The sequence below is a fragment of the Candidatus Pantoea communis genome (assembly GCF_011752685.1).
Taxonomy (GTDB): Bacteria; Pseudomonadota; Gammaproteobacteria; order Enterobacterales; family Enterobacteriaceae; genus Pantoea; species Pantoea communis.
Genome location: NZ_VWXC01000001.1, coordinates 238588 through 263843 on the forward strand (window position 1 = coordinate 238588; position 25256 = coordinate 263843).

The following is a 25256-nucleotide window of genomic DNA, read 5'->3' on the forward strand; positions in this document are numbered from 1 at the left end:
TGTGATTTGACTCACTTTTTTGGAATCTCTCATTCCAGAGGTCATTTTGTGGGATATCTTCGCTTTTAATTCACAATCTAAGCGAAATCACTACTTAGGTTAAACTTTGAATGTGATCAGGTGTCGCATCAAATCTTTACCTATTCACAAAAACAAAAACCCGCCGTTCGGCGGGTTCTGAATCAGTTGGTGTATTTGATGCCAGGTTTTCTGAATGAGGCATGATAAATCAAATGATGTTGAGGATGTCCGGCTGGGAATTTCCATTCACTGACATCGTTGATCACGCCTCTAGAAAACAAATATTCAGGATGTTCAGAAAGGATATGAATGTTTTCGGTTTTCCCTCGACTATCGACATCGAATGAAACACTGACATCGCCATCAACATTCAGCGCCCAGGCTCTTGAAGGATAGGTATAGGTTCCAGGCTTCTTGTGAGAATACATCGAGGAACATCCCGACATCATCAAGACCAGAATCAGCATTATTTTTTTAAACACGATAAACCTTAATTGTGACAAGTTAACACTCCTTGCGGAGATACAAAGTGTATACGCAAGGAGTGCTAAAACTTCTCCGTTTGTGCTGATTCCTATCACATCAAATCTTTATGCCTGACGATTTTAATCGTTCGCTCACGCCAGTAACCCCCATAAGGGATCCGGTTGCTGGGTCTGCCATAAAGATGATGAAGCATCATGTTCCCGTCGAGTAAAATTCCGGCGTGGTTCCATTTCTTGCTTCGAATCTGCATCAGGATGACATCTGACGGCTGAGGTTGACCAACAAACTCGCGAAAGCCACATTCAAACCAGTTATCCCGATAGAGGTCTTCACTGTGTCCATCCTCCCACCAGGGGAAATCGACGCGGTAATCATTGAGCGTGATGTGATGAACCTGGTTGAAATAGCTCATGACCAATCCCCAGCAATCCGAATGACCGAGGACAAAAGGCCGTTCGATTAAGGGGAGTTCACCTCTGGGGTAAATGGTGTTGAGATCGCCCTCAGGCCAGCTAACGATAATCCAGGGCACCGCGCTGTCATCGCACATCGCCCGATCAAGATGGCTGGGCTGTGGGGTTGCATCTGGATGACTATGCACGATGGCGGTAATGGTGCCGAGGTCTTCGGCTCTGGCAAAATCTCTTGGGCAGAGGATAAATTGCTCTGTGGGGTCTTCGGACAGGTTATGACACGGTATGTAATACTTTGATTCGCCTGTCTGGACAATAACGCCACAACACTCATTGGGATAAACGCGCTCAGCATGACCGAAGATCTCCTTTTGTAAGGTCAGATCCATGTCTTACCCCCAAAAAAAACCCCGCTTTCGCGGGGTTCATTTTACTTTAAGATACTCCTGAGAATGTTCGGATCTCGATTGAACTCGACAAAATGAGTCGACTCAGGATTTTTGTGAGCCAGATATTCAGCGACGTCGTTCACGATGCGTTGCATGAAGATCTTCTCATTCGCATCAATGAAGAACTTCATTTCGAAATGAAACGCATCCGTATAATATTCAGCGCGGCTGAACGCGACTTCTTTTGTCGGGGTATCGGGTAACTCCACCCCCGCCATTTTCGACGCGTCGCGAATGTTCACGAACTCTGTGTTGTAAAGATGATAATAGTAATTTTCATAAAACATGGTGAGATAAAGCAAACCAAACCACATTTTATTTTTCAGGAGTTCTTCCCGTTCTTTCAGGACGTTTTTCAGGAGAGGATTTTGAATCGCCGCAATGGCATTTTCAAAATTTACCTTACCGTCAATCGTCAGAATTTTTTTATCGCTCATAGCATTCTCTCTTTTGCTGAAATGGATCACTGAGCATGCTCCGTAATAAAATCGTGAACAATCTGTTCGAAATGCTCCTGTTCCTCAATGAAAGGGAAATGGCCACTGTGCCTGAAAAGCACAAAGCGCGCTTTCGGGATATGTTCCGCAATCCAGCGTGATTTCAGAGGGGTGATCACCCAGTCATACGCGCCAGAGGTGACAAGCGTCGGCGCTTTAATCGCCTTAATCTTATCCCCGACATCATAATACGGCATCAAATGACCCACGAAATGATCCATCACGCGGAACGTCGGACGTGTGTAAGCCATAATGCGACCGAACATCGGCATGTTATCGGGTGCGCAATAGTACGGCCCCACCTTGCTCAGGTATTCGGTATGCATACGACGACGACCTTCGGTCGTACCCTCTGAATATTGCTCAGGATTAAACAGTCTGGCCATCACGTTCATCACGCTTTCTGGCGCTCTGGATTTCAGCTCAGGTTCGACCTCACCCATCTTCTCGCTGTAGGTGAACTTATGCCCGGATCCGGTATTCACCAGGATTAAGCCCTGAATGAGTTTCGGATATTCGAGCGCGAGAATTTGCGCAATATATCCCCCGGCCGAATGGCCGAGGAAAAACGCTTTCTCAATCCCGAGATAATCACACAGCCCTTTCACATCATCCGCGCATTGCTCAAGTGTAATGCTCTCGATCGGGACGGCGTCTGACCGTCCCTGACCGCGCAAGTCGAGGTAAATGAGGTGAAAATCGATGGCGAGCATATCGAACGCGGGGCGAAGATACCCATGATCGAACCCCAGACCGCCATGAATCAGGATTAGCGTCGGCTTTGGTTTGAGTTGCGCGGTGACAGAGTTGAGTTCTTCACCGACAACATCAAAGAAAATCCGCGTATCGTTAATGCGAGCAAACATCGTTCTTTACCTATGCTTTTTGCAAGTCAAGGAAGCCTTCCACGCATCCGATAAACGATTGCGGTTTTTCCGCAAAGCTCAGATGACAGGATTCGGCAAACTCACGATAGATAGAGTTTTTGATGTTCTTATGCATCAGGCGCGCGCCGCTGGGAGGCGTCAACCAGTCCTGAGAACCCGCCACAATCAGCGTCGGGATGTCGATCTGTTTGATTTCTTCCCGCACATCAAACTTCGGATAAATCTCAGTCACAAAATGGTCGAGCATTTCCACGTTCATTCCGGTGAAGGAGAACACAGAATCATACATATCCATGTAATCCTCCGCGAAGAAGTATGGCCCGACCTCTTTCAACATCTTGTCGACCAGCTCTTGTGTGAGCGTTTCCTCAGACACCACGCCTGGCGCATAAACTCGAAGACAGGTGTTAACGATATCTTCGGTGGCGCGCTCATTCAGCATCGGGTTCGGCGCGACCTGGTCATGAGATTTGGTGTAAGAAGGCGCGGTATTCACCAGAATTAAGCCTTTCGCGACGCCGGGATGACGGATCGCGAAATGTTGCGCCACAAAACCGCCTGCACAATGCGCGAAGATGTAAGGCGATTGAATGCCCAGATAATCAATCATGCCTTTCACATCATCTGCCATCGATTCAAACGTGATGGTTTTGACATCAACATGCTTTGAACGACCGGAACCCGGCAAATCGATATAAACGATCTGACCGAACAGGCTCAGCTGATGTAAGCTGTTGCGAAGATACCCATGATCGAAGCCTGAGGCGCAATGCAGCACGACAAACGTCGGACGGGGTTTAAGTTCAGGTGTGGCGGTAGACAACCCCTCACCGACAACATCAAAGAAAATCTTTTTACCGTTAACATTCGCAAACATAGAAACCTCTTTAAGTGATTTGAAAATAACAGAGGTATTTTTACATCCCTGTAACCGATCAACACCACATCACACGGCGAAGGAATTTTTATCAATAAAGCTCCAGACGGAATCCTGAAATTTCTCAGGTTCTTCGATAAACGGATAATGGCCCGATTGATCGAACTCGACATAATCACAGTCAGGTAACTTGTTGGCGAGCATATAGGAACCGACGGGAGGTGTTGCCCAGTCATACATCCCGGCCATCAGCAAAGTCGGTTGTTTAATATTCGAGACCTGACCCTGTGAGTTATAAAACGGCATCAATCGCCGATAATGGTTCACAAGGTCGATGTTATAGGTCACATAGCTGATAACTTTTTCACACAGTCCCATATTTTGCGTGGCGAAATAATAAGGACCGATGTTGTGACAGTAATACTGGAAATCCTGATCGGTGAGTGCGGTCGGTTGGAAGAAAAAATTATGTCCGACGTCAAGCAACTCACCCTGAACGCGATCTTTGAGGAAAAACTGTGGATAACCTTCTTCCGCTTTCCCAGGAATAACCGACATTCCCATTGTGCTTGAGACCAGAATCAGCCCTTTGACTTTGTCAGGATGCCGGATCGCCATTTTTTGCGCGACGAAGCTCCCTGAGGCATGACCAAAGATGATCGCCGATTCCAGACCGAGCGCTTCCACCAATTTCGCGACATCGTCAGCCATTGTTTCAAACTGAATCGTTGAACGTTTCACGGCTTCAGATTTGCCATGACCCCGCATGTCGACATAGACAATTTGATAATCTTTGCTCAACGCATCCAGGCCTAAACGAAGATAAGTATGGTCGTAACCATACCCACCATTGAGCGCGATGATCACAGGTTTCGTTTTCAGTAACGTGTCGGACATATCCACACCCGATCCGATCACGTCAAAGAAAAGTTTCACCGTATTTACCGTTGCGAACATGTTGACCTCTTACCTGTTGGCAATCCTGATAATAGAAGTGCCGATTTAATAAACATCACAATCTGAGCGATCAGGTTCGCAATAGCGAGGTTCCTGGGAAACCTCCGAAAGATAATGGGTTATCCTGCCCGAACCGGAGCTTGCATCCGGTGATCGTGCCCGAGCAGACATCCTGACTGGGATCATCAACGGGATTATTGAACTTGTCGAAATAATTCGTTCCGGCGTAATCACAACCGTCGCCGGATCGGTATTTCCCACGCATACACCAGGAACACACCGCATGAAGCTGACGGGTCGGAATTTGCAAACCTTGTAAGTCCATCGGACTCGACAACTGGAATTCGACCTGAACTTTCGTTTCGGATGTCTTGCTGTCGATATAAAACACCCTGAGCTTTTCCTGTGTCGGATCGGCGTTCAGATTCCCGTCATCAAAATTCGCCGCATCGAGATAGCTCGCCAGCGTGTCATGAATCGAGACTTTCGCCTGAAGCATGTCCTGAAACTGCAAACAGAGTGCGGTAATGGATCCGTTCAGGTTCGCGACCGTTAAACGTGGGCTGGGTGCGCTGCCTGTGGTGGAAATCTCTAACCCTTCAATCTTGCACGGCCATGCGGAATATTCCTCGCCCTGCCAGATAATCGATTTGGCGGGAAGCTGGGTTTCATCACCGTTAGCCGCGAGAATTTCAGCCTCTGTGTGAGGAATATTGTGAGAATGAAACCGTAAAATCTCATCGACACCGAACGCGGATCCATCCACCTCGTACAACCGGATTTCTGAACCCGGTTCCAGTTTCTGATAATCGCTGGTTAAGCTCATGGTGCAAACGCCTGGGTAAAGGTTGCGGTCATTTCGAAGAGACCCCCGCCGAGTGCGGTCGGGTTATAAGAGCTGCATCGGTAAAGACCGAGATCTTCGCCTGGCGGCTCCCAGGCAAACGCCTGATAACCTGCCTTGTCATCGAGGAACGTTTTAATTTCCTCAATAAAGTCTTCGGTTCCCGTAAAGGTGAGGTTCCAGTTCTGGCTTCGGTTGTTGATGCCGTTTCCGGCCACTTGCGTATATCCATCCCCGAACTGAATGGATCGGACATTGAACGTCATGTCACCTGAGGCGTTTATTCGCGCACACCAGGTGAAGGTTTCGACTGCCATCGTTCACCCTCTATCGTTTGCCGCGCACCACGCGACCGATATCCCCGTCATCACGCAAATCACGGGCGAGATTTCGTTTATAGCGTTCATCGACAAAGCGTCCGATCTCATTACCGAACTGACGCCAGTCCGCGCTGTTGGTGGTGGAATTAGATCCTGAATCGGAAATGGTAATGTTGACCTGAACGCCGCCTGTCGGTGACGTATTGTTCTGACCGAAGCCACTGGCTTTCACGCCCAGCGAACCATCAGCGGCGCGCTGAAGCGGGATAATCGCCTCTGGACCATCCTCGCCCATGAGTCCTGCACCGCTGGCAAACCGGAACATGGTCGGTGTCGACACGATCGAATTGCTGTAAGCGCTTAACCCCGCACCGTAAACGCCGCCTTTCGCGTTCGCGGTGGTAGACGCGCCGAAGAAATTCGAAATCCCGCTGATAGCCGAGCTGAATAAGCCACTCGATCCGCTGAACAGGTTTGACGCTGCCGCCTGGACGGCGACTTTCTCGATCATCTCCAGTACAGAGACACTCCACTGTTTCCAGCTCACTGTGTTTCCCTCAAGCGCTGAATTCACATTATCGAGTGCGGAACTCATGGCGCTGGACACGTCATCTTCAACCGTTGAGGAGATGTCTTTGGTGGAATCGACCCAGTTTGCAAACCCGGTTTGCGCGCCGTTCAGCCAGTCAGACTGAAGCGCGTCAATTTTCTTGTAATAATCCTGCTGATCGCTGATGCGAGTTTGCAACGCCTGAGACAATGCGGCGGTTTCCCGCTTGTACACGTCCGCATCGATATCGCCTCTGGTCTGCTGATCATTGAGAGCTTGCTGTTGCTGGAGATAATCCTGACGAATACTGATGATGTCCTGTAAACGCTGCTTCTCTGTGTCGCTCAGGCCAAAGCCTTGTGTGTTCACATTGTTCGAGGCGTTCGCATTCTGATTCTGGTTCTGGAGGTTGGTAATGAACTGCTGAACCGCGAGATTATCCTGATTGGCTTTCTTGACCGCGTTCAGCCGGTCCACCTCTGTGGCCAGATCCCTTAACCGCGTCTTTTGCGCCTCGTTCAGATTTTTCAGGTTGCCGCTGGTCAGGTTGAAATTCAGCTTCTGAAGCTCTGTGACCTGCTGTCCGCGTTGCGCACTGGTGTTAATCGTGGCGATCATGCGCTGATATTGCAGCGTTGCGGCACTGTATGCGCTGGCGAGCTGCTTCGCGGCCTGATTCGCCTGATTGGTCTGACCGGGATCGAGTTTGAACTGACCTGGGAACGTCGCTTGCTGGGTAGGCAAGTTAATATCAGAAATCGATTTGTTCTGATTAGCCTGTTGCTGGTTATAAAGCGCATAACCACCCGCTTTAAACCTGTCACCCACCTCTGAAAGCAAGGTTGCAAACTGCGCCGCGCGGCTTGCGATTGCGCCAAAGTCAGCAACCAGCTTCGCCACACCACCGACCAGCGTTGTTAAGCCTTGCAGAATTTGCGGATCGGTGAAGACGCGACGAATCTGATCGAGACCCCGCTGAAGCGGACTCAAATCAACCTGAGCGAGGCCTGTCGCGATTTGGGTTTTTAATCCTTCGACCTGGGCATCCAGATCACGGAAAAAGTTTGATACTTTAACCAGCCCCTGAATCTGATCGTCAGAGGGTGCCAGCCCGTAATCTTTCGCCGCATCTTTAAACTGGTTCAGCTGTTTGTTGTTGTCCTCAAGGAGAGGCAACAGGCGTGAACCGTCATTCACCAGGCTTTCGAGAATGTTGGTTTTCCCTGCCTGAGAAATGTTTGAGTTGTTTAAGGCGTCACCGATTTGGGTCAGGATTTTGTCCGGCGACAGTTTCTGAAGCTTTTGCGCGGATAACCCTAATGTATCCAGCGCCTGAGCTGCATCACCTGACTGATTTAATACTGCATCCCCGACCTTGTCGTTAATATCCTTGAAGATGTCGGATATCTGGTCGCCTGCAATACCCGCTTGTTTCGCGGCATACTGCCACTGAAGGAGGGTTTGGGTCGAAATTTTAAGGGATTTTGCCCAGCGATCCGTTTCGGTTATCTGATCGGCGGTGTTTCTGACCAAACCAATTGAGGCCGTGGCAATCCCGGCGGCGGCGGTTGCCGCGACCACTCCGACCCCTGCAAGCGCTGCGCCCACGTCAGCGGCGGCGGCTTTGACGTTTCGTCGCCATTTATCGGCGGCGCGTTCTGACTGATTGAGTCCACTGACAAAGCCGCCTACTTTGGCGATCAGGTCAATGGTTAATGTTCCAAGCGATCGCGCTGCCATATCTGCCCCATAAAAAAACCCGCCGAAGCGGGTTAGTGGTGATTAGAACAAATCGGAATGCGTCCCTGTTCGAATGAGTTCAACCTCTTTTGTCGTGACTCGATAGAAGAGAACCCAGTCGGGTTCAATATGAGCATCACGCACATCTTTGAATTGTTTGAGCGGATGATCCCGATAATGTTCCGGCAAAGGATAACTTTCGTTGGCGAGGAGCCGAACAAAAGTAAAGAGTTTCTTTGGATCCTTTCCTCTCTTGATCATCTTTTTGAATTCTTTTTCGAATTTCTTAGTTTCAACAACTTTTTTCACAATCCATTATTCCTGATACTTAGCTTCGAATTCCTCAAGAGAGGAAACGATAACGCCGCGACGATTGTTCATGTCGTCGATAGCCTTGAGTGTTTCAGGATTCGTGATTGTCATATCAAAGGGAATGCCCTTCCGGTTGTTCAGTGACCTCACCGCAAACCGAAGATATTCAGACATATTGAGACCAAGCTGAGACAAAATAAGCTCAGCACTTTGAGCTTCGACTTCATCGATGCGAGAACGGATAAGAACAGACATAATGTGACCTCAGTTAACCAATCGAGATCACATTGTGTCATTTTTTAGCGATCCTTTCTAGTCACTTTGTGGCACAAGTTGACTCTTAAAGGTAGGAGCGTAAGCACATTTTTAACTCTTTGACGTAATCCTGCCAGAGGTGATCGGGCATCGTCGATATCAGTTCCGATACTTCAGCATAATTATCTTCAAACAGTTCCTGTGCGGTTTTATTCGGGTCTTTGTGGATAAACTCTAAAGCCTGAATCAATATCGCCTCATAATTAAGATAAGGCTGATTGCGTTTCCATTCCAGAATATAAGGTCGACCACTTCTGAGGATTCTGGCGCGGTCTATTGCATCATAACGCAGGTAATGCCGCTTATTGATGTAATAGACGCCAAAAAGCGCCATGAAAAAGCCGATAGCCAATAACACATACGATCCATGTATTTGTTGAAAAAACCGATCGTGTTTGGCCAGATGGTTAAGCATGAGCAATGTGACTAATGAACCGACAAATAACAGAATATAACCCTTAACAACCGTCTTTTTCATATGACCTCATTATTATTAAGAAACCACATAATGATTTTAATGAATGAGGTCAGGAAGACGGATCAAACCAAGCGAAGTGGATTTGCCTTTAATGCCATGTATTCATGGCGGTTTCGAGCGTGATGGGCGCGTCATCATCCGGTTCCGCTTCGGGTTCATTGAAATGCTGGGTGAAATCGGTGGGTTGAAACGGTGGGGTTTTACTGTCGCGGTTCGTGTTCGCGATAACGCTTGACACCACACCACCCGCCCATTCGGTTCGAAGGCCGGGATTGAGCGAACCATATTTGTTTCGGTAAATCGCCCACAGCTGAAACTCAGGTCGGGAGAGGTTTTCTTTTGCCTCACCAATCGTTCGACCGCCGATCCCGTTTAACACTAGCTCACACCAGAACTCGTCTTCTTCAGTGAGCTGGTATCCTTCCCCAGATCGTTGACCTCCTGAATCGCAAGCAACAGGGAAATCGTCAGCGCGCCATCAAGCGGACCGCGATCAGGATCAGCCTCGCCTGTGATGTCCTCAACGGTAAACACAGGCTTTCCGTCTTCATCACAGATGGAGGCGGCGATACGTCCGGCGATGCCGTCAATCTTGCCTCCGATCGCCATGATATCGGAGGTAGCGGTCTGATAGCCTAGCGGACGAATAAACACCGTCGCCTTAAACGTATCCTCGCCCTGTGTCCATTCGATTTCACGTTCGACAGGTCGACCCGTAAACGCGCCAACGGTTTTGAGATTATCAAGTGTGAGCTTCATATTCGTTCCATAAAAAAACCCGCACGAAGGCGGGTTGTAGGGAACGCTGTGCTTTTCGGCAATCGAGACAGTTAAAATGGCGACGGCGAACCGTCGCCTTTGACCTCGCCTGAGTTAGCGGCTCAGAGTTGCATCATAAATCACACCTCCGATCTGAAGGTGAACCTTCTCTAACCTGGTGCCTTCTTCCCAAATGGAAAACAGGAAGGTCAGGCAAATCACAAGAACGATCAGGACAGATTTACTACGCATAGAGCCTCCGATTTGCTTTTCAGCATCAGCGGGGCTACTATCAAATTGTCTAGGTTTGAGAGCGCCCCAGTTAACGTTAGTTGCTGGGGCTTTCTTTTGCCTGTCGATCGCGCTTGCTCTCGACAAACAGCCGAAAGCACAGCATCAGGAATGTTATCAGATTGAGGCGATTCAACAACTCCCAATCTGTCATTTAAGTTTAAAAGGCCAAGTATTTGCTTAGAAAGGAATGCTGTGCTTATCGGCATACAAAGACAGATACACGGCGGCGAACCGCCGTGTTCAGTCCCTTACTTGCTGAGTTCGTAGTTCAACATGGCAGAAACCTTGATCCCTCCTGCTTTCAACGTCACAGAACACACTTTGTCTTGCTCAAGAGCGAGCAAAGCAAGAACCATGAACAGGGTGATGATGAAAAGCTTGTTGCGCATATTAAACCCTCAGACATTGCCTTTCGGCCTGTAAGGGGCTACTATCATGTTGTCGATGCATGAGAGCGCCCCGGTTGAATTGAAAAATTCGCTGGGGCTTTCTTTTGCCTGTCGATCACATTTGCTCTCGACAAACAGCCGAAAGCACAGCATCAATGATGTTATCAGATTGAGCCAAATCAACAACTCCCAATCCGCAATGTTTGCTTTTCGATTTTTCAATCGGTAAGGTGAGATCTCTTCAGGCATGAAGAAAACCCCCCGCCCCAGTCGAACTCCGAATTCGCTGGGGCATCCTGAACGACAGACATAAAAAAACCTGCACTAGGCAGGTTTCTTTTTATCCCATCACTTACGCCCGATACGACACATCCTTCTCGTCGTTCAGATGAAACGTAAATTGCTGGCTTCCATTCATGTAATAATCGACCTCGATGATCGCCATTTTATGCTGTTTCAGTTCTTTCATAAAACGTTTGCCGTCTGTGATCAGCATGACGTTGTTCGGGTTGCCGTTCACCATTTCCAGATGGAATGTCTCAACCTTACCGCCGTCAAAGCTCACCACCGCTGAACAACCATCATAACCACAATCAAACTGACCGTCAGTTGTGGTTAAGAAGACATTCTTAACAGGTGCGTGATCTTTGGTTTTCAGCGACTTGATCGGATAACTCACCGTCTGAATGTTCAGCCAAGCGCCTCTGTTATACGGAAATGCGAACTTATGCTGATTCAGTGAGGCGTTCGAACCGTACTCTTTGGTTTCGTGACGAAGCTTGTCAGTCTCAAAGTGATAGTTCCAGCTAATAGTTTGCTGAACACTTTTCTCAACTCTCTTCATCGGCAAGCTTGCAGGTAACGCACTGACCCTTTCCGTTAAGGTTGTGACCTGTGATGTCGTTGTGACCGACTCATGATAATCATGAGTCTTATAATAAATCTGCACACCGACCACCAACGCACAAGCCACAACAGAACCGATCAGTCTTACGTGTTTCATTGTCATCCCCTTCAATTTCATGAAAGAGATGATACATTGTATATACTTAGGAGGAGTGGCCAATTGTGCTTAAGATCCGGCGTCGTCAGTCTTCGGCACCCATACACCCGCGCCTGAACGCTGAATGGTTCCGGTTGATTGAACCACCGTGTTCGCCTGGAAATCAAACGGGAAATCTGACACATAGCCCTTGAACACATACCAGGTGCGGTCGGCAGGCAGGATCAGCCCGTCAACCGCATCATCAGAATCCGCGTCATCAATGGTCGGTTCCGATTCGCCGTCGCTCCACCCAATCGCAAAGGTCAGATCTGACTGGTCAGCCGTCTCCGCCAGGTTACTCAGGAGTAAGTGACTGGCGTTGTTCGGATCAGCATTAAGTGTGAGAGAGGCCTGGGCAGGGGTGCGAAGGCCTTTCTTATAAGTTCGGGTGCTCTTTTCACTCAGGCAGGTGTCTTCAATCTGGTCGGCAGGAGAGGAACCGGGGTTAAAGGCGGTGATACATTCGATTTCGCCCACCGTCACATTATTGTACACGTATAACTGAGTACCTTGAGTTAAGACTGACATAATTTCTCCAGACGAAAAAAAACCGCCTTGCGGCGGCGTTTATCGGATGGGTTAGCGAAGAACCATCCAGTCAACATCAAACGAATAGCGATAACATTTTGAGTCGTCGTCTATCCCCTGCATACCCCAACGGGTGATATAAGCATGGGGTTCGATGGCATCACGCATGGCCAGCGCAATACTTCTTAACGAGCTGGCATCTTTCGAATAAATATCGAATTGAATTGAGTATGAATCGACGTCAGGCAAGTTACCGAGAAATTGCTGAGCGTCTCCGGCGTAGTTCTGGTAAGTCGCGTAAGGATAAGTCGGAACAACTGGTTTATTACCAAACTCATAAAGACGCATAACAGTTGGCCCGAGCAGCGCAAGCAAATCAGCGCTCTTAAACAGCGTTTCAAAGACAGGAGCGCTCGTCGTCATGAGGGGGTCGACCTCTTTTGCGCACGTTTGATCGCTCTATCGAGCGATTTTTCATATTCGGTGGTGAAAGTATGGATCACATCGTTCAGGCTGGATTCCATTGCTGGACGCATAATCGGTCGCGCGCGCATTTTTTCAGTGCCAAATTCCAGTAATCGCCAATGCGGCGTGGGCGCATTCACGCCCAGGTCTGGATGATCAACCAGCACGGCACCATGAAGGACACCGATTCGAAAAGCAATGTTGCCGTTCTGTTTGAACTCGCGACCGTTCCACCTCAGCGCAATGTTCGCGGTGATACTTCGCCCCGTGTGAGGATCGTCGACGCGTTCGGCGTTGCGTTTGGCACGTTCAACAATAATATTCCCTGCTTTACGCAATGCCGCGCGACCGCCTTTGCGACGTACATCATCACTGACGGTAAAGAGTTTGCCTAACAGCTCGTCGACACCTGTGATTGAGAATTCAAGGGTATCAGCCATCGTTCAGCCCCTCCGTACACGGTAAAGTAATGTAATCGAGGCCAGATAAAAGATCAGGCAAGACAGCAGCGATATTATAAATTTGGTTTCGAAAAAGAATTCGCCAGTCGTTTGTAATATCACTGCGGTAACGAATCGTAATCCTGACAGAAATTTCAGTTTGCACGGCTTGCGCGGCGATAAATTCACGACCCGATAACGGTGCGACTTCGCCCCACACATAAGCTATCGTTGTCCATGCGAGAGTAATATCGCCCGTAACTGGATCCTGAACTTCTTGGGGCTGTTGAAGTTCAAGCCGATGTTTCAAGATCCGTGCAAACATGGATTATCCTCGCGGCTTGCCATTCAGATAAGTCTGAGCGACATCATCATCTTCGGGTTCAATGAATTCAGTATAAATGATACCGATCAACCCTTCGACGACTTTGGTTAATCTATCCATCGCCGCTGTGTGTTTTATCAGTACCTGAATGAGTTCGTTTTCCGAAGGTTCGTTCATAGGCAAGTCTGGCCATCTTCTTAATCCACGCGCGACGCGCGGCACAACCGGAACAGGCCATAGTTCCTCCTTAAATGATGGTCGGTGATCGCAATGAATAAATCAGGCTGGTCACGGTGAACGGGAGATAGCCTTGCTGAAACATCGTGTCATCCTCTGCGTTCCGAAACGCATCCAGAATCCCCACCAGTAACAGCGTGGCCATCTTGACCCTGTCGAGTTCGTTAGTGCCCTCGATCACCTCCCCGTCATCATCTACCAGCACATCGCGTGAACTCTGGATGTAATCCAGAATTGATGCGCTGGCTGAATAGATTTTTTGCTGAAGATCATCATCGCCATCATCGGTATCAATGCGGAGATGGGCTTTCGCCTCATCGAGCGTCACGAAGGCTATCATTCACGACTCCTCCCATCCCGACCGCGTTTCACCGCCAGACGCCAGCCCTTAGAACCTACATCGTTCGGACGGTCTGAGGTTTCTTCATAGCAATGCCAAATAGAACCCGCGAACGTCACACAATCGCCGGGGTAATAGGTTTTCTCAGGTTTGAACACATCGCGGTAAATCATGACCGGGATATCAAAGGCGCGTTCTTCGGTCTCACCGTTTGATTTAGTCATGCGAACGGTAAAGTGACGGTCATCAGAAACATCGATATCAATGTCATTTAGTCCGTTCACCACACATTCAAAGCCGCTTAATCCCGATGTGTTCTGGTAGGCGCGCCATAACCCGCCGTTATGAATGGCGTATGTCCCGCGAGGATAGCGTTTGTTGGTGTCGATGGCAGGGATCACCTCAATCTGAAGCCCGTCTTTGCCGTCTTTCCCATCCTCTCCCTTTCCGGGTTCAGGTAAGGAAATTGATTTAACGGCATTCGTCACCGCCTCAGAAATCATTTTGTCGAAATCAGGAAGCGAAATCGGCTCCGGTGACGGGAATTCTATTCCGGCCACGGCACCCGCAATCATCGCCTGAATGTCTGGCAAAGGCTCAGGTTCTTTCGGTTGCGGGATCTCAATGGCAGCAACGGCATCTTTGACCATTTTTTCAATATCCGGTAAAGGTTCAGGCTCCGGCAACGGATATTCCGCAACGGCACGTTCAATCAGAAAACCAAAATCGGGTAACGGCTCAGGCTCTTTCGGCTGCGGCAACTCAATCGCCGCGACGGCGTCTTTCACCATCTTGTCAATATCCGGCAGGGGTTCCGGTTTTGGCACCTTGATAGACCTGACCGCGACTTTGACCACCTCAGCGGCGATGCGTTCGACATCAGCAGTGACATCCTGTTTCGGGATCTCAATGTTTGACACGACCTCTTCGATCATTTTCTGAATGTCGGGCAACGGTTCGGGTTGTGGAACCTCGATCTGTTTGACGGCCTCAGCCAGGAATTGTTTGAGTTCCGGCATCGGATCCGGCATCGATTCGATCGTTTCACTCACCATCGCCTGAATATCCGGTAACGGTTCCGGTTCCGGGAGCCGGATTTGACTCACCACCTCGTCGATCATGCGCTGGATATCTGGCAACGGTTCCGGCTGAGGTAATGGAATCAAACTCACCGCCTCTTTCACCATAGAGTCAATATCCGGTAGTGGTTCCTGTTCAGGAATCTCGATCTGACTGATGGCGTCTTTGACCATTTTCTGAATATCAGGTAATGGTTCAGCCTCTGGGATCGGAATCATGCTGATGGCCTCTGACACCATCGCCTTTATATCAGGTAACGGTTCGGGATCAGGTAATTCAATGTGACTGACCGCAATTTCGACCATCCGTTCGATATCCGGTAAGGGTTCCGGTTGTGGAAGGGTGATCTGACTCACAGCCTCACTGACCATTGAGGCAATATCAGGAAGCGGTTCAGGTTGCGGGATCTCAATATCAGAAAGCGCAAGCGCAATCAGGCGTTCAATGTCAGGCAACGGCTCAGGTTGAGGAAGCGAAATCTGACTGACCGCCGTTTTCACCATCTGTTCGATATCCGGTAACGGTTCCGGTTCAATGAGCGGCATTTCAGATAACGCTCGTTCCACCAGCTGCTTCACGTCAGGCATTGGTTCTGGCACTGGAAGGCGAATCGACGCGACCGCATTTTTCACCATTTCGTCGATATCCGGTAACACAGGAGCCTCAGGCATCACGATATTCGCGACCACCTCATCGATGATGGCGTTGATATCAGGTGGAATAAAAGGTTCAGGTTCTGGCAGTTCAATTTCATCGACCGCCTTTTTCACGATCTCCGCGATATCCGTCGGGGTCAGATCGTCCTCGCGTGCCAGCCGAACCGCTTTTAACACCATTTCATAAATATCGGGTAAGGGTTCAGGCTGTGGAATCGGGATCTGACTGATGGCGTCTTTTACCATCTGCGTGATATCCGGTAACACAGGTGCATCAGGCACCTCGATTTGTGCATACACCATCGCGGCAATCGCGGATTCGTCGACCGCGTCTTTTTCAAGATCGGTGATGCGTTCCATTTGCTGTTTAATGATGTCGGAGAGGTCATCGACCTTTTTATTTAACGCCGCGACTTTCTCTTCGTCCTCACGAATCACCTCTTCCTGAGCATCGATAATATTATCTTTCTCAGTGACCAAATCGTTCAGTTCACGCTGAAACAATTCGCGGGATTCATCGATTTTCTTATCGATAACTTGTCGGATGATTTCCGCGAACCCGCGTTCTCTTTCTGTAATCATAGGGGTTTCCAAAAAGGGGACCGGCCTTGTCAGCAAGTCGTTTAACTCACGGGTGTCATCAGTCGAAGGAGGTTGATTTGGGTCGTTCTGATCCGCTGCGGGTGTTGGCGTCGTGTCAGCGTTCGGATCGGCATTCGGATCGGGTGTGGTGTCAGGTGAAGAACCTGATGATGTTGAGAACGGATCATCCTGTGCGTCACGTTTCGCCAGGGCTTCCAGCGAATAGTTCTGTTGCTGAAGGTAAGGTAAATCCCCACCCTCTACAGGCTGCATATTCTCTTTGACTCTCGCCTCATTAGGTGCAAGGAATCCCGCACCGATGCCGTCACCGTAAGATTTGTAACGGGCGGCGGTATCCATGCGTAACAGTCGGCTGTGGTCGAACTCGACACAGGTTTGTTCGTTCAGATCGAAGGTGTCCGCAATGAGGGTTTCAATCGCGGTCATATGCACCTGAAGGCATTGTGAGTAATACGCCTGTTCAAGAGCTTCGATATTGTTATAAGACGGGGTCTGACCGGAATCGATTTTGTATAAGGGAACACGGAACGTTGCGGCCACCAGCTGGTTCGACAAATTGAGTTGTTCAACGAGCTGGGAATCGGTCGCGGTTTGCGCGACGGCCACAAAGGCGGCACCGTCAGCGAGTAACGCGGTCTTTCCGGCGTTGGCACCCGAATAACCTGTGTTCCAGTTGTCTTTAATTTCTTTCGCTTTATCGGCATCCACAGAACCCGGCACGGTGATGATCCCGCCAGGCTTGCCACCGTTCTTAAACGTATGGGCTGAATTTCTCAGCATCGCCTCACCGCCGATGGCGGCAAGACCAGAGGCATAAATCGGGGAGAGACCACACAGCGGATGAAAGAGCGTATTAAACCGATCGTGAATCAGCTCGCGGGAGGGCACAAACAACCCACCTTGCAAGCCGTTCAGTTCATCGGTCAGCACGGAATAAAAGATTTCGCCATCATCGGCGATATAGGGGATCACGCGTCGCGGATCTAACACGCGAAGCTGGGTGACGCGACCGCCACCGTCCCTGAGTTTTAAAATATAGGCGTTGCCGTGCGCGAGTTTTGAAATCATCCACAGTTCAAAGAACTGCATCGGGGTTTGATAAAAGTTTGGCTTAATCAGTAAGGGACTTAAGTCAGGGTTATTGCCCTTTACCCATACGCCATTTGACTGACGGCGTCTGACTGAAATCGGCATTTTGGCGATATCAGACGAAATCAGCGAGATACAACTGAAAATCGCCGGATACGCTAAAACACTGTCTAATCTGACCTCGACGTTTTCTTGCCAGGCTCCTGCATACGGTTCAAGAATCCGACTCCACGCGCCAGAGGGCAACGAGTGAAGCGCCTTGTTTTCTTCTTTTGGCTTGCGCCGAAGAAAATTAAACATTCTTAAACCTCTTATTCAATACGTTTAGGAGGACGGCCTTTGCGTTTTTTTTGAACGGTGTGAAGAATTTCGACATACCCGGCCATTTGAAGAATTAAGGCATGATCACCCCGGATAAATTTCTTCTCACCCGCGAAACTGTCGTGGGTCGTTTTCAGATAACGGACTTCAGTCATGGGTGTTATAAGGCGGGGCGAACCCCGCCAGTCTCCTTAACTGCCAGCGGTGACGCTGTAATCAACATCGGTGATAACCGAAACCGCTGCATCGCGGCGGCGCTGCCAGTTGATCCAGCGTTCCGCACGAACAGCGACGCTGTTTGTCTGGAACATGCTCACCAGCTCGATCGGGGTCGGGGTGATGGAATCGTGCGTTGGAGTGCTCTGCATTTCCAGAGACGCCTCAGTCGAAATGTCGATGGCCACCGCGCCGTCGTCAGCCAGATAGATGTTTGGCGCATCCACCAGGATCAGCGAGTTATCGATGTACTGAGACACGATCACAGGTAGACCGTTGAACGTACCGCCGAACATGGTCATATCCGGATATTCACGCTGACCCAGCGCGTTTTTACGCTGTGACAGGGTCAGGGCGGTAGTGGATGACATCAGCCACACGGCACCTGTTGGTGACAGGTTCGCGTCGATGAACACAGAAAGCGCGGTGTTCGCATCCTGATCCGGGACACCTGTTGACGCAGAAGACGCGGCACCATTGGTGATAGACGCCGGAGACACGCCGTCGACAGCGGTTTTATCCGGGTCGATGAAATCTTCATCCAGACGTTCAATGACCGCATCGGCCAGCGACTGACGCACCAGAGAATCAGCGGATGGAGTGGAAAGACGAATCACCTCGTCAGTCAATACAGCAATCGCGGCAACTTTGGTGAAGCCGAGGGTGATCTGAGAGAAATCGAAGCTGGTCAGCGGTTTCGCTTTACCTTCACCGACCCAGTTCGCCGCACCGCCAGACGTCTGACCCTTAATGCGGACGTTGAACGGAATACGGGTCAGGCCGGGAATGCCACCCGCGCCGAAACGTCCGATGATGGTCTGAGGTCGCAGGAAATCAATGAAGTCGGCGGTGTAATCCTGCACGGTCACAAGATTGCCGGCCCAGTTCGGATCGGAGGTGGAACCCGCGCTGATCAGGTCTTTCATCACAGACTGAAGCTTGATGTCGTCGGGATACTGGTATTTCGCCAGCGTCGCCGCCTCAGACTTCAGGCCTTTGGATGCCGCAAGCAGTTTCGCCATGCGCGCAAAGCCGATGCCTTTTTCAAGCGGTTTTTCAACGTGAATGATATTCGGCGGGGTCACGGCTTTGGTGGTGGTGACGGTGTCTCCACCCGCTGCGGGTTGAACGGGTTTGGCGGTGGTTGCTTTCTGTTGTTCCAGATCGCGCAAACGGTTCAGGTGTGAGTCAAGACTTTTGACCTCACCTGTCAGTTCGTCGTATTTGTCGGTTTCCTCAAGATCGAGGGTGCGACCTTCATCGAAGGCCTTTTGCATCACATCGGCGCGTTCAGCATCAAGCGAAGCACGTTTCGCCTCAAACGATTTAATTTGTTCACCAATATTCATTGGTTTTTCCTTATTCTGAGTAATGGATTTGGTCATGAATGCTGAAGCGCCAGCCGGGGAATTCAAATGAACGACTCTGTGAGTCGGTAAAGCGGGAATTGGCGGTTTGCCAGACGCGGCGCGCAATTCCTGGTCGATGGTCTTCACGTTACTGATCGAGCCTTCTGCGTTGGCGGGAACCGTCACCACAGAAAGCTCGTACCATTCCCATGAAGAGAACCGGATCCCGTCGTCATCGAGATACGAATACTCGATCGGACGAAAACCGATTGAGAGACCCTTCACCAGACCCAGTCGAATCGACTGCCACGCCTCATCGAGACGGGCGGCGAGCTGGCTGGGTGCATCGGCTTGCGCGAGCTGCGCTTTGATTTCAATTCCGGCATCGGTGACGCGCGCGGAAGTGACCTGGCCGATCGGCGAAAGGTGGTCATGCTGCCACAGCAGCGGGATAGGCAAATTGAACTGAGCGCCGTCCGGCATCACGATATCGCCGTACCTGTCAGGTGTCGGCGTGGTCGCGATTCCGGTGATCGTGCGCGTGTTTTCATTCACCGCCTTTAACTGCAACAGACTGACCGCGCGCTGATGGTTCATGGCGAGTCTTCCTGTTGAGAAAAAGCCCGATCGCGGGCTTAGATTGTGAATTTTTTGGGGTGTGTCTCTGTTATGGTGCCGATCTCTCTTTATGAGAGTGTCGGTTTTGACCTGGAGACTGACCTTTGAGAAGAAAAAACAAAGCTTATCGGATGCGGATCATCCGGCCTCGTTTCCACAAACGAGATCTCGTCAGACGTCTTTCGTTTGGGATGATCGGATTTGCGATTGTTCTTGTCTTATTCGCCCTTCTGAAGACGTAAGGAAGTATCATGTTCTCAAAGAGTTATGCCGTTGATCCGAAACATATCGATTTTCAAGGGGTCATGGATGGTCTGTATTACCCCTTCTATTTCGAATGGGCGCGTCATGCGTTTTTGTATGAAGCGCTGGGGATCGACATCGAACAGCTTTTTGAGCAAGGCAAGATGTATGTAGTGCTGGAGTACCAACTGAAATTCAAACACAGCGTGAAGCGAGGCGATCAGGTCGACATCACTTGCGATCTGGAGAAGCATGAAAAATCCACCCGGATTAACGTGATTCAACAGATGACGGTGAACGGTCAGATTGCCGCCGAAGCGACGTTCGTTTGTACCTGTATTGAGCGGGGCCGCCCGAACGTGCCGTTTGAATTACTGAATATGTTAAATTTTAAATAACCCTCAAGGGCGATAACCTCGCCCTTTTCTTTCCATCTGACGACAGGACACGCTATTTATCGAATGAATATTCATAAAATCGTCAACAAACTGAAATCCATTCCTCTTCCCAGACTGAAAAAATACACAGAAATCGACGGCAAGCGTTATTACAAGATTAATAACCATCTTGCCCGAATCGAATTCGATGAAGAACTGGGAATGTTCGTCGGGGTATTTGAGAACATGCGCGCCATGACGTGTTTTTACGTTTACTACGAATCAGATATTCACTCAGCAGGATTAGACGCCCTTCGGAGCTACCTGGCTCACTGTAAGAACAACAATCTGGATCCGTACAAACAACAGAAAGAGACATAAAAAAAAGGGAGCCAGTTGGCTCCCTTTCGTTTATCCCCAAAACCGTTCTGAGTCGTAGCGATACGGATGGACATAAGAGGGTAAGGATTCCGGCACATACTCGCAGTCGAGATACACCGCGCAATTGACGTTCGGCATATGGATAGAGCGACCGCGTTTTACCCCGATGTTATCTAACAGGGTTTCCGTGTGAAATTCGCCGTGTTTGCGCATAATATCGAGGTCAATAATTAAATCTGTCTTATTCATTGTCATCTCCTACTGTGTGAACACGGCGATTGTCAGCGAATAACGAACCTAAAAATTCATAATCCATGCGATTTATTATTTGTGACAATTGCCTTAAGGTTATTTTAATCTTTATTTTCTTCTTTCTAACGCATTGATAACATTATCATCCTGTTGATGATGGTCGTAAGACATCGCCCAGATTAAAGCGATCATCCAGCCGATAACAGTCCACCCTAAGAAAATATTGGTCAACATAATTGCCCAGATATTCAGGCGAAAGCGCAAGATACCGACGAAAGTCGGCAGAAAATACAGAGGTAATAAAATCAAGGTTAAAAAGAGCGAAGTCATCACTTTTCCTCATACAAAAAAACACCTGATGAATCTTTATGTTCATGGTATATATTATGTATATACTACTCAAGTGTTTTTAATGCGTTTAAAGCGCGGATTGTGCTCTTTACAGAAAGAAAAACGGATCCATTCGAGCGGTTACACGTAAAAAATCCCGTAATCTTTTTTGACCGGTCCCGGATTGAGCGCCATGAGCGACACAGCATCAAACAAGGCCATGAGCGGATCGATTTTACCCACCCCACTCGCCTGTTTGGTGATCAGCATGGCATTACTGGACGTCACAACCTTCGCATTTGAAACACACCAGTTCATCAGCGGCTGTTTCGCGTGGATCATGGCACCCTCAGCAAGCTTGCGTTCGGCGGTTTTGATGGCCCCACCTAATCGCCAGCCCTGACTGATCCCAATAATCGACTCCTGAGGAATTCCGGCTTCGACCATCGCATCGAGTAACATTCCGACACCCGCCGGATCCATGCCAACCTTATCGAGTAATCCAGCCTGGTAAATTTGTAAGACCATTTGACTGATCTGTTCAAAATCTTCACCGACCTCGTCAATGATGGTGAAATCACCATCCGTCACAAAGTCGTTCAGGCGGCTCTCCTCGCTTTTGCGACGCTCGATCGCTTTGCGCGTTGCCCAGCCATATGACCAGGTGAGCCAGAGACGGGTTTCTTTACATCGACCGACAACCGTTAAGCCCAGCAAGTCATCGAGACCGCCGCCATCGATGCCCACACAGATCACCTCTGAACGTTTGAGGATAGACTGGAATGAAATCGAGCTATCTTCCTGACCTTGCCAGTAATCGGCACCAGCCCAGCGGTCATTTCGCAGGTTAAGACCGATTTCAATGTTCAGGTGTTTGGCGAGAAATTGCTGATAAGTGCCATCCGTCTTATGACGGTACTTTTTAAACTCGCCTTCGAGCCATTCACGACTGACAGAACGCCCGATATTCGGATTGGTGATGTAAAAATTATCGGGATTCTCATACGCCTTGCTTTCGATCATGTTCTGAGGGAACTCATAAAGAATGCCGAGCGTTTTTTTATCCTCGATTTTTCCATCACGCACATCGCGCCAGTAATCGAGCTTTTGTTTAAAGATACCTGAGGGGGGTTCGTCGCTTTGCGTTGTCAGAAAGATGACCCAGCCTTCATTACGCGAGACCTGACCGCCTAACGCTTCCATAAACATCGATTCGGCTTTCGCGCGCTTACCGAAAATCCAGAGTTCATCAACCAGGATGCGACCTGACTTTTTACCCGATACGGTGTCGGTATCGGCTGCCACCACCTTCAGTGAATTGCGGTTGACGCGATGGGTAATCGTGCGCGTGTGATCCTGAACGTGGAAAATGTCGGTCAGCACATCATCCGATCGAATCATCGCCGCTGCGGGTTTAAAACTGTTGTCGGCGACCTCTTTCGTCGGAGCCAGAATCAGATGTTCTTCGTCCTCGCGCCAGCATAAGATCAGCGCCGTGAGCATAATTCCGGCTGCAATGGTGGATTTCGTGTTTTTCTTACTGATTAACAGCCCGTATTCACGGATTTTCTGATTGCCCGTCTCTGTATCATACCCACCAAAGATAGCCAGAACGAAATCAAACACAAACTGATCGGAACATTCGCCGAATGTCGGCTTGCCGGGTAAGTCAGAAACCCGAAGCTGTTTAAAGATCCCCAATCCCTGATTCGCTATCTCTGGATAAATAGGAGGGGGAATAATCGATTGCTTGTTAATGAGCCTTTCAGCCCAGTCCGGGCAATCTGTACGCCATTCCATATGAAGACCCCAGTAAAGAGACCGCTCAGATTGAGAATCTTTAAGTCGATGCCATGTTAATTTCTGACATTTCTGAATGAGAGAAACATTATGCGTTCGAAACGAATCATTACTGATTTCAAGCTAAAGACGGAATATCAGTCGATGGAAGAAGTCACCCGCCAGCTTGAGCTGGTGAAATTCACCTTAGGGTTATTCTTCGCACCTCTTCCGCTGCCTTATCAGATGGAAATGATCGGCACATTTGAACGCCTGGGCGGCGATTTTAAGGAAATGGCCGATTATTTACGCCAGTTTAAGCAGGAAAAAGACGCGCCTGAGGTCGTTTTAGGCCAGAAACCTAATTGTTAACCACCAGCTTCGGCGGCTGCATCGAGGCAAACGCATTGATCGCCAGTTTCGCCGCGCTGGATTTCTGTTCTTTCTTACCACCCTCACCGATTTTGGCTGACACATACGGCGCAAGCTTCGCGGCGGCATCCAATGACAACTTAGGATCGGTGTAAAGGTTATCGTTCATGATGCGACGCATGACCACCAGCGGATCATCAATCGCGGCTTTCTCAAGAATGCCCTCAGGGATGGTCTCGCTGACGATATCGACTTTCGGAGGGGTCTTCGCCTTCTGAACAGGTTCAATGGCGGGAACAGGTTCAGGATCGGGTTCAACGGGCTGAGGATTTAAGGCTTTGAGACGTTCAATGTAGGCTAACACCTCTTTATTTTTAGAGAGTTCATAGCCTTTATATTTTGCGCTCGCCGCACTGTATCCGGCCTTAATCGCCGCCTTTGTCCGGTGTTCTCCGGTCATCAAGACTTCCGCAAAAGTCCGTTTTTTAGTCGTTAACATGGTTTTTCTCGCTTATTTTTTTGTTGATGCGTGTTTTTTTGCGAATAATTTTGCATGAAACAAGCAGTCGTCGAAGATTTTACCTTTCCGGCTGGATTGAGAAGCGCGACGAAAATAACTCACGCCTTCTCTTGCGCCAATATGACACGCCGTCGAATCAAATCCCAGTTTGGATAATTCTTTTATCAGATGGTCTTCAATAAATTCGATGTGTGTCATTGGATCGTCCTGTTTTCATCGTCGATCCCAGGGAGGGTTAACTGAGAAAGCTTCTTCACTTTCTCTGAAAAAGCCTCAAGCTCTTTTTTCTCTTTTTTGCGGAGCTGCATTAACCCGCTTCCCTTCTGACCGTGCTCACGGAAAGATCGTTGTTCGAGTAATACCAAACGATGTTGATATTCCTCCATCGCTGACGCGTGAAAGTCCTGATCGCTGACAGAAATCTGTATTTCTTCGCTTTTCAGGCGTTCTTCCAGCTCGATCATCCGGTCAAAAACCCTCGCCTGAGCGTCATAATCGTATGACATGGCCATCAAACAGGCCTCACGCTTAGGGAATTTGTATATCTGACGCGAGCTAACAGCTCCCTTACCAGTGGCGAAATTATCATCGGCTAAAAATTTAGCCGATGATAAACCGAGCACTTTCGGCACTTTTTGCAAAAAATTCTTATGCAAAAGCTTTGGGTACTTAGAACAAGGATACTTAATTGCTTCGTCTGAAGCTTTTTGCTCCCGAACCTGATTGATGAAATCCACGACCTCAAGACTTGTCATCGTGGGTACATTTTCAGCAGGAAGAAAAAGAGGATTCATGCTCATATTTTTTCCGTGAAGGGGTTGCACTTTGTGAAAAACAGTCTACGAAAGGCGTGCTGTCGTAGATCGTCTCTCAGGACGAAAAAAAAATTTACGTGATTGGGGGCGAGGTTTAAAAAAGCTTGACTGCACGAACTTTTTCATACCCCCCCGTCATGTTTTTGAACACCCATCCCCCTGGGTTCTGTAAGTCGTTGAATATCAATGACTTACGTGATGTTTCGAAAGAATTTTGAATGGTTGATCACGGTGATCACAACACGAATTGCTCCAATCGCGTTGAATCTCATTCGTGATTGAACATG

At 49.1% G+C, this 25256-nt stretch carries 33 protein-coding genes; 3 read left to right on the forward strand and 30 right to left on the reverse strand.

Annotated features, from left to right (window positions below; genetic code table 11):
• Positions 1–182: 182 nt before the first annotated feature.
• From F3J37_RS01050 to F3J37_RS01165, 24 genes are all read right to left on the reverse strand, one after another.
• Entirely contained in the window at positions 183–524 is a 342-nt protein-coding gene (locus F3J37_RS01050; protein WP_166718897.1) for an energy transducer TonB, read from the reverse strand.
• 74 nt (positions 525–598) lie between these two features.
• Positions 599–1309: a C40 family peptidase gene (locus F3J37_RS01055; RefSeq protein WP_166718896.1), complete on the reverse strand. Its 711-nt coding sequence runs from the start codon at positions 1307–1309 to the stop codon at positions 599–601.
• 41 nt (positions 1310–1350) lie between these two features.
• Positions 1351–1806, reverse strand: a complete 456-nt coding sequence (locus F3J37_RS01060; RefSeq protein ID WP_166718895.1) for a hypothetical protein — start codon at positions 1804–1806, stop codon at positions 1351–1353.
• Positions 1807–1832: 26 nt separating this feature from the next.
• Complete coding sequence (locus F3J37_RS01065; protein WP_166718894.1) at positions 1833–2732, reverse strand: alpha/beta fold hydrolase; 900 nt, start codon at positions 2730–2732, stop codon at positions 1833–1835.
• A gap of 10 nt (positions 2733–2742) precedes the next feature.
• The gene (locus F3J37_RS01070) at positions 2743–3630 is read right to left on the reverse strand and encodes an alpha/beta fold hydrolase (RefSeq protein WP_166718893.1); all 888 of its coding nucleotides are present in this window, start codon (positions 3628–3630) and stop codon (positions 2743–2745) included.
• A gap of 69 nt (positions 3631–3699) precedes the next feature.
• The gene (locus F3J37_RS01075) at positions 3700–4587 is read right to left on the reverse strand and encodes an alpha/beta fold hydrolase (RefSeq protein ID WP_166718892.1); all 888 of its coding nucleotides are present in this window, start codon (positions 4585–4587) and stop codon (positions 3700–3702) included.
• 70 nt (positions 4588–4657) lie between these two features.
• A complete protein-coding gene (locus F3J37_RS01080) occupies positions 4658–5413 on the reverse strand; it encodes a phage minor tail protein L (RefSeq protein ID WP_166718891.1) in 756 nt (251 codons plus the stop codon).
• A complete protein-coding gene (locus F3J37_RS01085; RefSeq protein WP_166718890.1) occupies positions 5410–5748 on the reverse strand; it encodes a phage tail protein in 339 nt (112 codons plus the stop codon). Before F3J37_RS01085 ends, F3J37_RS01080 begins: the two co-directional genes overlap by 4 nt.
• Before the next feature lie 10 nt (positions 5749–5758).
• Entirely contained in the window at positions 5759–8041 is a 2283-nt protein-coding gene (locus F3J37_RS01090) for a phage tail tape measure protein (protein WP_166718889.1), read from the reverse strand.
• Positions 8042–8083: 42 nt separating this feature from the next.
• Positions 8084–8350, reverse strand: a complete 267-nt coding sequence (locus F3J37_RS01095; protein WP_369410637.1) for a type II toxin-antitoxin system YafQ family toxin — start codon at positions 8348–8350, stop codon at positions 8084–8086.
• 6 nt (positions 8351–8356) lie between these two features.
• Positions 8357–8608: a type II toxin-antitoxin system RelB/DinJ family antitoxin gene (locus F3J37_RS01100; RefSeq protein ID WP_166718888.1), complete on the reverse strand. Its 252-nt coding sequence runs from the start codon at positions 8606–8608 to the stop codon at positions 8357–8359.
• 85 nt (positions 8609–8693) lie between these two features.
• Positions 8694–9146 (reverse strand): hypothetical protein, encoded by a 453-nt coding sequence (locus F3J37_RS01105; protein WP_166718887.1) that lies wholly within the window; start codon positions 9144–9146, stop codon positions 8694–8696.
• An 88-nt stretch (positions 9147–9234) separates the two neighbouring features.
• On the reverse strand, positions 9235–9525 hold the full coding sequence (locus F3J37_RS01110; RefSeq protein WP_166718886.1) for a phage tail assembly protein T: 291 nt from the start codon (positions 9523–9525) through the stop codon (positions 9235–9237).
• Positions 9525–9905, reverse strand: coding sequence for a phage tail assembly chaperone family protein, TAC (locus F3J37_RS01115; protein WP_166718885.1), 381 nt, complete (start codon positions 9903–9905; stop codon positions 9525–9527). Before F3J37_RS01115 ends, F3J37_RS01110 begins: the two co-directional genes overlap by 1 nt.
• Positions 9906–10447: 542 nt before the next feature.
• Positions 10448–10588 (reverse strand): hypothetical protein, encoded by a 141-nt coding sequence (locus tag F3J37_RS01120; protein WP_166718884.1) that lies wholly within the window; start codon positions 10586–10588, stop codon positions 10448–10450.
• A 352-nt stretch (positions 10589–10940) separates the two neighbouring features.
• On the reverse strand, positions 10941–11591 hold the full coding sequence (locus F3J37_RS01125) for a hypothetical protein (RefSeq protein WP_166718883.1): 651 nt from the start codon (positions 11589–11591) through the stop codon (positions 10941–10943).
• A gap of 69 nt (positions 11592–11660) precedes the next feature.
• Positions 11661–12161 carry a phage tail tube protein gene (locus tag F3J37_RS01130; protein ID WP_166718882.1) on the reverse strand — a complete coding sequence of 167 codons (501 nt, stop codon included), beginning with the start codon at positions 12159–12161 and terminating at the stop codon, positions 11661–11663.
• 51 nt (positions 12162–12212) lie between these two features.
• A complete protein-coding gene (gp17, locus tag F3J37_RS01135) occupies positions 12213–12584 on the reverse strand; it encodes a tail completion protein gp17 (RefSeq protein WP_166718881.1) in 372 nt (123 codons plus the stop codon).
• Entirely contained in the window at positions 12581–13066 is a 486-nt protein-coding gene (locus F3J37_RS01140; protein WP_166718880.1) for an HK97-gp10 family putative phage morphogenesis protein, read from the reverse strand. Before F3J37_RS01140 ends, gp17 begins: the two co-directional genes overlap by 4 nt.
• Entirely contained in the window at positions 13059–13391 is a 333-nt protein-coding gene (locus F3J37_RS01145; RefSeq protein WP_166718879.1) for a phage head closure protein, read from the reverse strand. Before F3J37_RS01145 ends, F3J37_RS01140 begins: the two co-directional genes overlap by 8 nt.
• A 3-nt stretch (positions 13392–13394) precedes the next feature.
• The gene (locus F3J37_RS01150; protein WP_166718878.1) at positions 13395–13568 is read right to left on the reverse strand and encodes a hypothetical protein; all 174 of its coding nucleotides are present in this window, start codon (positions 13566–13568) and stop codon (positions 13395–13397) included.
• A 70-nt stretch (positions 13569–13638) separates the two neighbouring features.
• On the reverse strand, positions 13639–13968 hold the full coding sequence (locus F3J37_RS01155; protein WP_166718877.1) for a head-tail connector protein: 330 nt from the start codon (positions 13966–13968) through the stop codon (positions 13639–13641).
• The gene (locus F3J37_RS01160) at positions 13965–17696 is read right to left on the reverse strand and encodes a phage portal protein (RefSeq protein ID WP_166718876.1); all 3732 of its coding nucleotides are present in this window, start codon (positions 17694–17696) and stop codon (positions 13965–13967) included. The genes F3J37_RS01155 and F3J37_RS01160 overlap by 4 nt, the downstream gene beginning before the upstream one ends.
• Positions 17697–17908: 212 nt before the next feature.
• A complete protein-coding gene (locus F3J37_RS01165; RefSeq protein WP_166718875.1) occupies positions 17909–19879 on the reverse strand; it encodes a phage major capsid protein in 1971 nt (656 codons plus the stop codon).
• A 272-nt stretch (positions 19880–20151) separates the two neighbouring features.
• On the opposite strand from F3J37_RS01165, the gene F3J37_RS01170 reads away from it, so the two are divergent.
• Complete coding sequence (locus F3J37_RS01170) at positions 20152–20541, forward strand: acyl-CoA thioesterase (protein WP_166718874.1); 390 nt, start codon at positions 20152–20154, stop codon at positions 20539–20541.
• A gap of 63 nt (positions 20542–20604) precedes the next feature.
• Entirely contained in the window at positions 20605–20901 is a 297-nt protein-coding gene (locus tag F3J37_RS01175) for a hypothetical protein (RefSeq protein WP_166718873.1), read from the forward strand.
• Between the two features lie 30 nt (positions 20902–20931).
• Here the strand turns inward: F3J37_RS01175 and F3J37_RS01180 are convergent, their stop codons facing one another.
• From F3J37_RS01180 to F3J37_RS01190, 3 genes are all read right to left on the reverse strand, one after another.
• Complete coding sequence (locus F3J37_RS01180; RefSeq protein ID WP_166718872.1) at positions 20932–21150, reverse strand: hypothetical protein; 219 nt, start codon at positions 21148–21150, stop codon at positions 20932–20934.
• A gap of 111 nt (positions 21151–21261) precedes the next feature.
• The gene (locus F3J37_RS01185) at positions 21262–21483 is read right to left on the reverse strand and encodes a superinfection immunity protein (RefSeq protein ID WP_166718871.1); all 222 of its coding nucleotides are present in this window, start codon (positions 21481–21483) and stop codon (positions 21262–21264) included.
• Between the two features lie 141 nt (positions 21484–21624).
• Positions 21625–23283, reverse strand: a complete 1659-nt coding sequence (locus tag F3J37_RS01190; protein ID WP_166718870.1) for a terminase large subunit — start codon at positions 23281–23283, stop codon at positions 21625–21627.
• 90 nt (positions 23284–23373) lie between these two features.
• On the opposite strand from F3J37_RS01190, the gene F3J37_RS01195 reads away from it, so the two are divergent.
• The gene (locus F3J37_RS01195) at positions 23374–23634 is read left to right on the forward strand and encodes a hypothetical protein (RefSeq protein ID WP_166718869.1); all 261 of its coding nucleotides are present in this window, start codon (positions 23374–23376) and stop codon (positions 23632–23634) included.
• Here the strand turns inward: F3J37_RS01195 and F3J37_RS01200 are convergent.
• From F3J37_RS01200 to F3J37_RS01210, 3 genes are read right to left on the reverse strand one after another with little or no spacing between them, the layout of a single operon-like run.
• Positions 23624–24133 carry a terminase small subunit gene (locus tag F3J37_RS01200; RefSeq protein WP_255464732.1) on the reverse strand — a complete coding sequence of 170 codons (510 nt, stop codon included), beginning with the start codon at positions 24131–24133 and terminating at the stop codon, positions 23624–23626. The two genes, F3J37_RS01195 and F3J37_RS01200, sit on opposite strands and share 11 nt — an antisense overlap.
• Before the next feature lie 12 nt (positions 24134–24145).
• Positions 24146–24352, reverse strand: a complete 207-nt coding sequence (locus F3J37_RS01205) for a hypothetical protein (protein WP_166718867.1) — start codon at positions 24350–24352, stop codon at positions 24146–24148.
• Complete coding sequence (locus tag F3J37_RS01210; RefSeq protein WP_166718866.1) at positions 24349–24954, reverse strand: Rha family transcriptional regulator; 606 nt, start codon at positions 24952–24954, stop codon at positions 24349–24351. The genes F3J37_RS01205 and F3J37_RS01210 overlap by 4 nt, the downstream gene beginning before the upstream one ends.
• Positions 24955–25256: the final 302 nt, after the last annotated feature.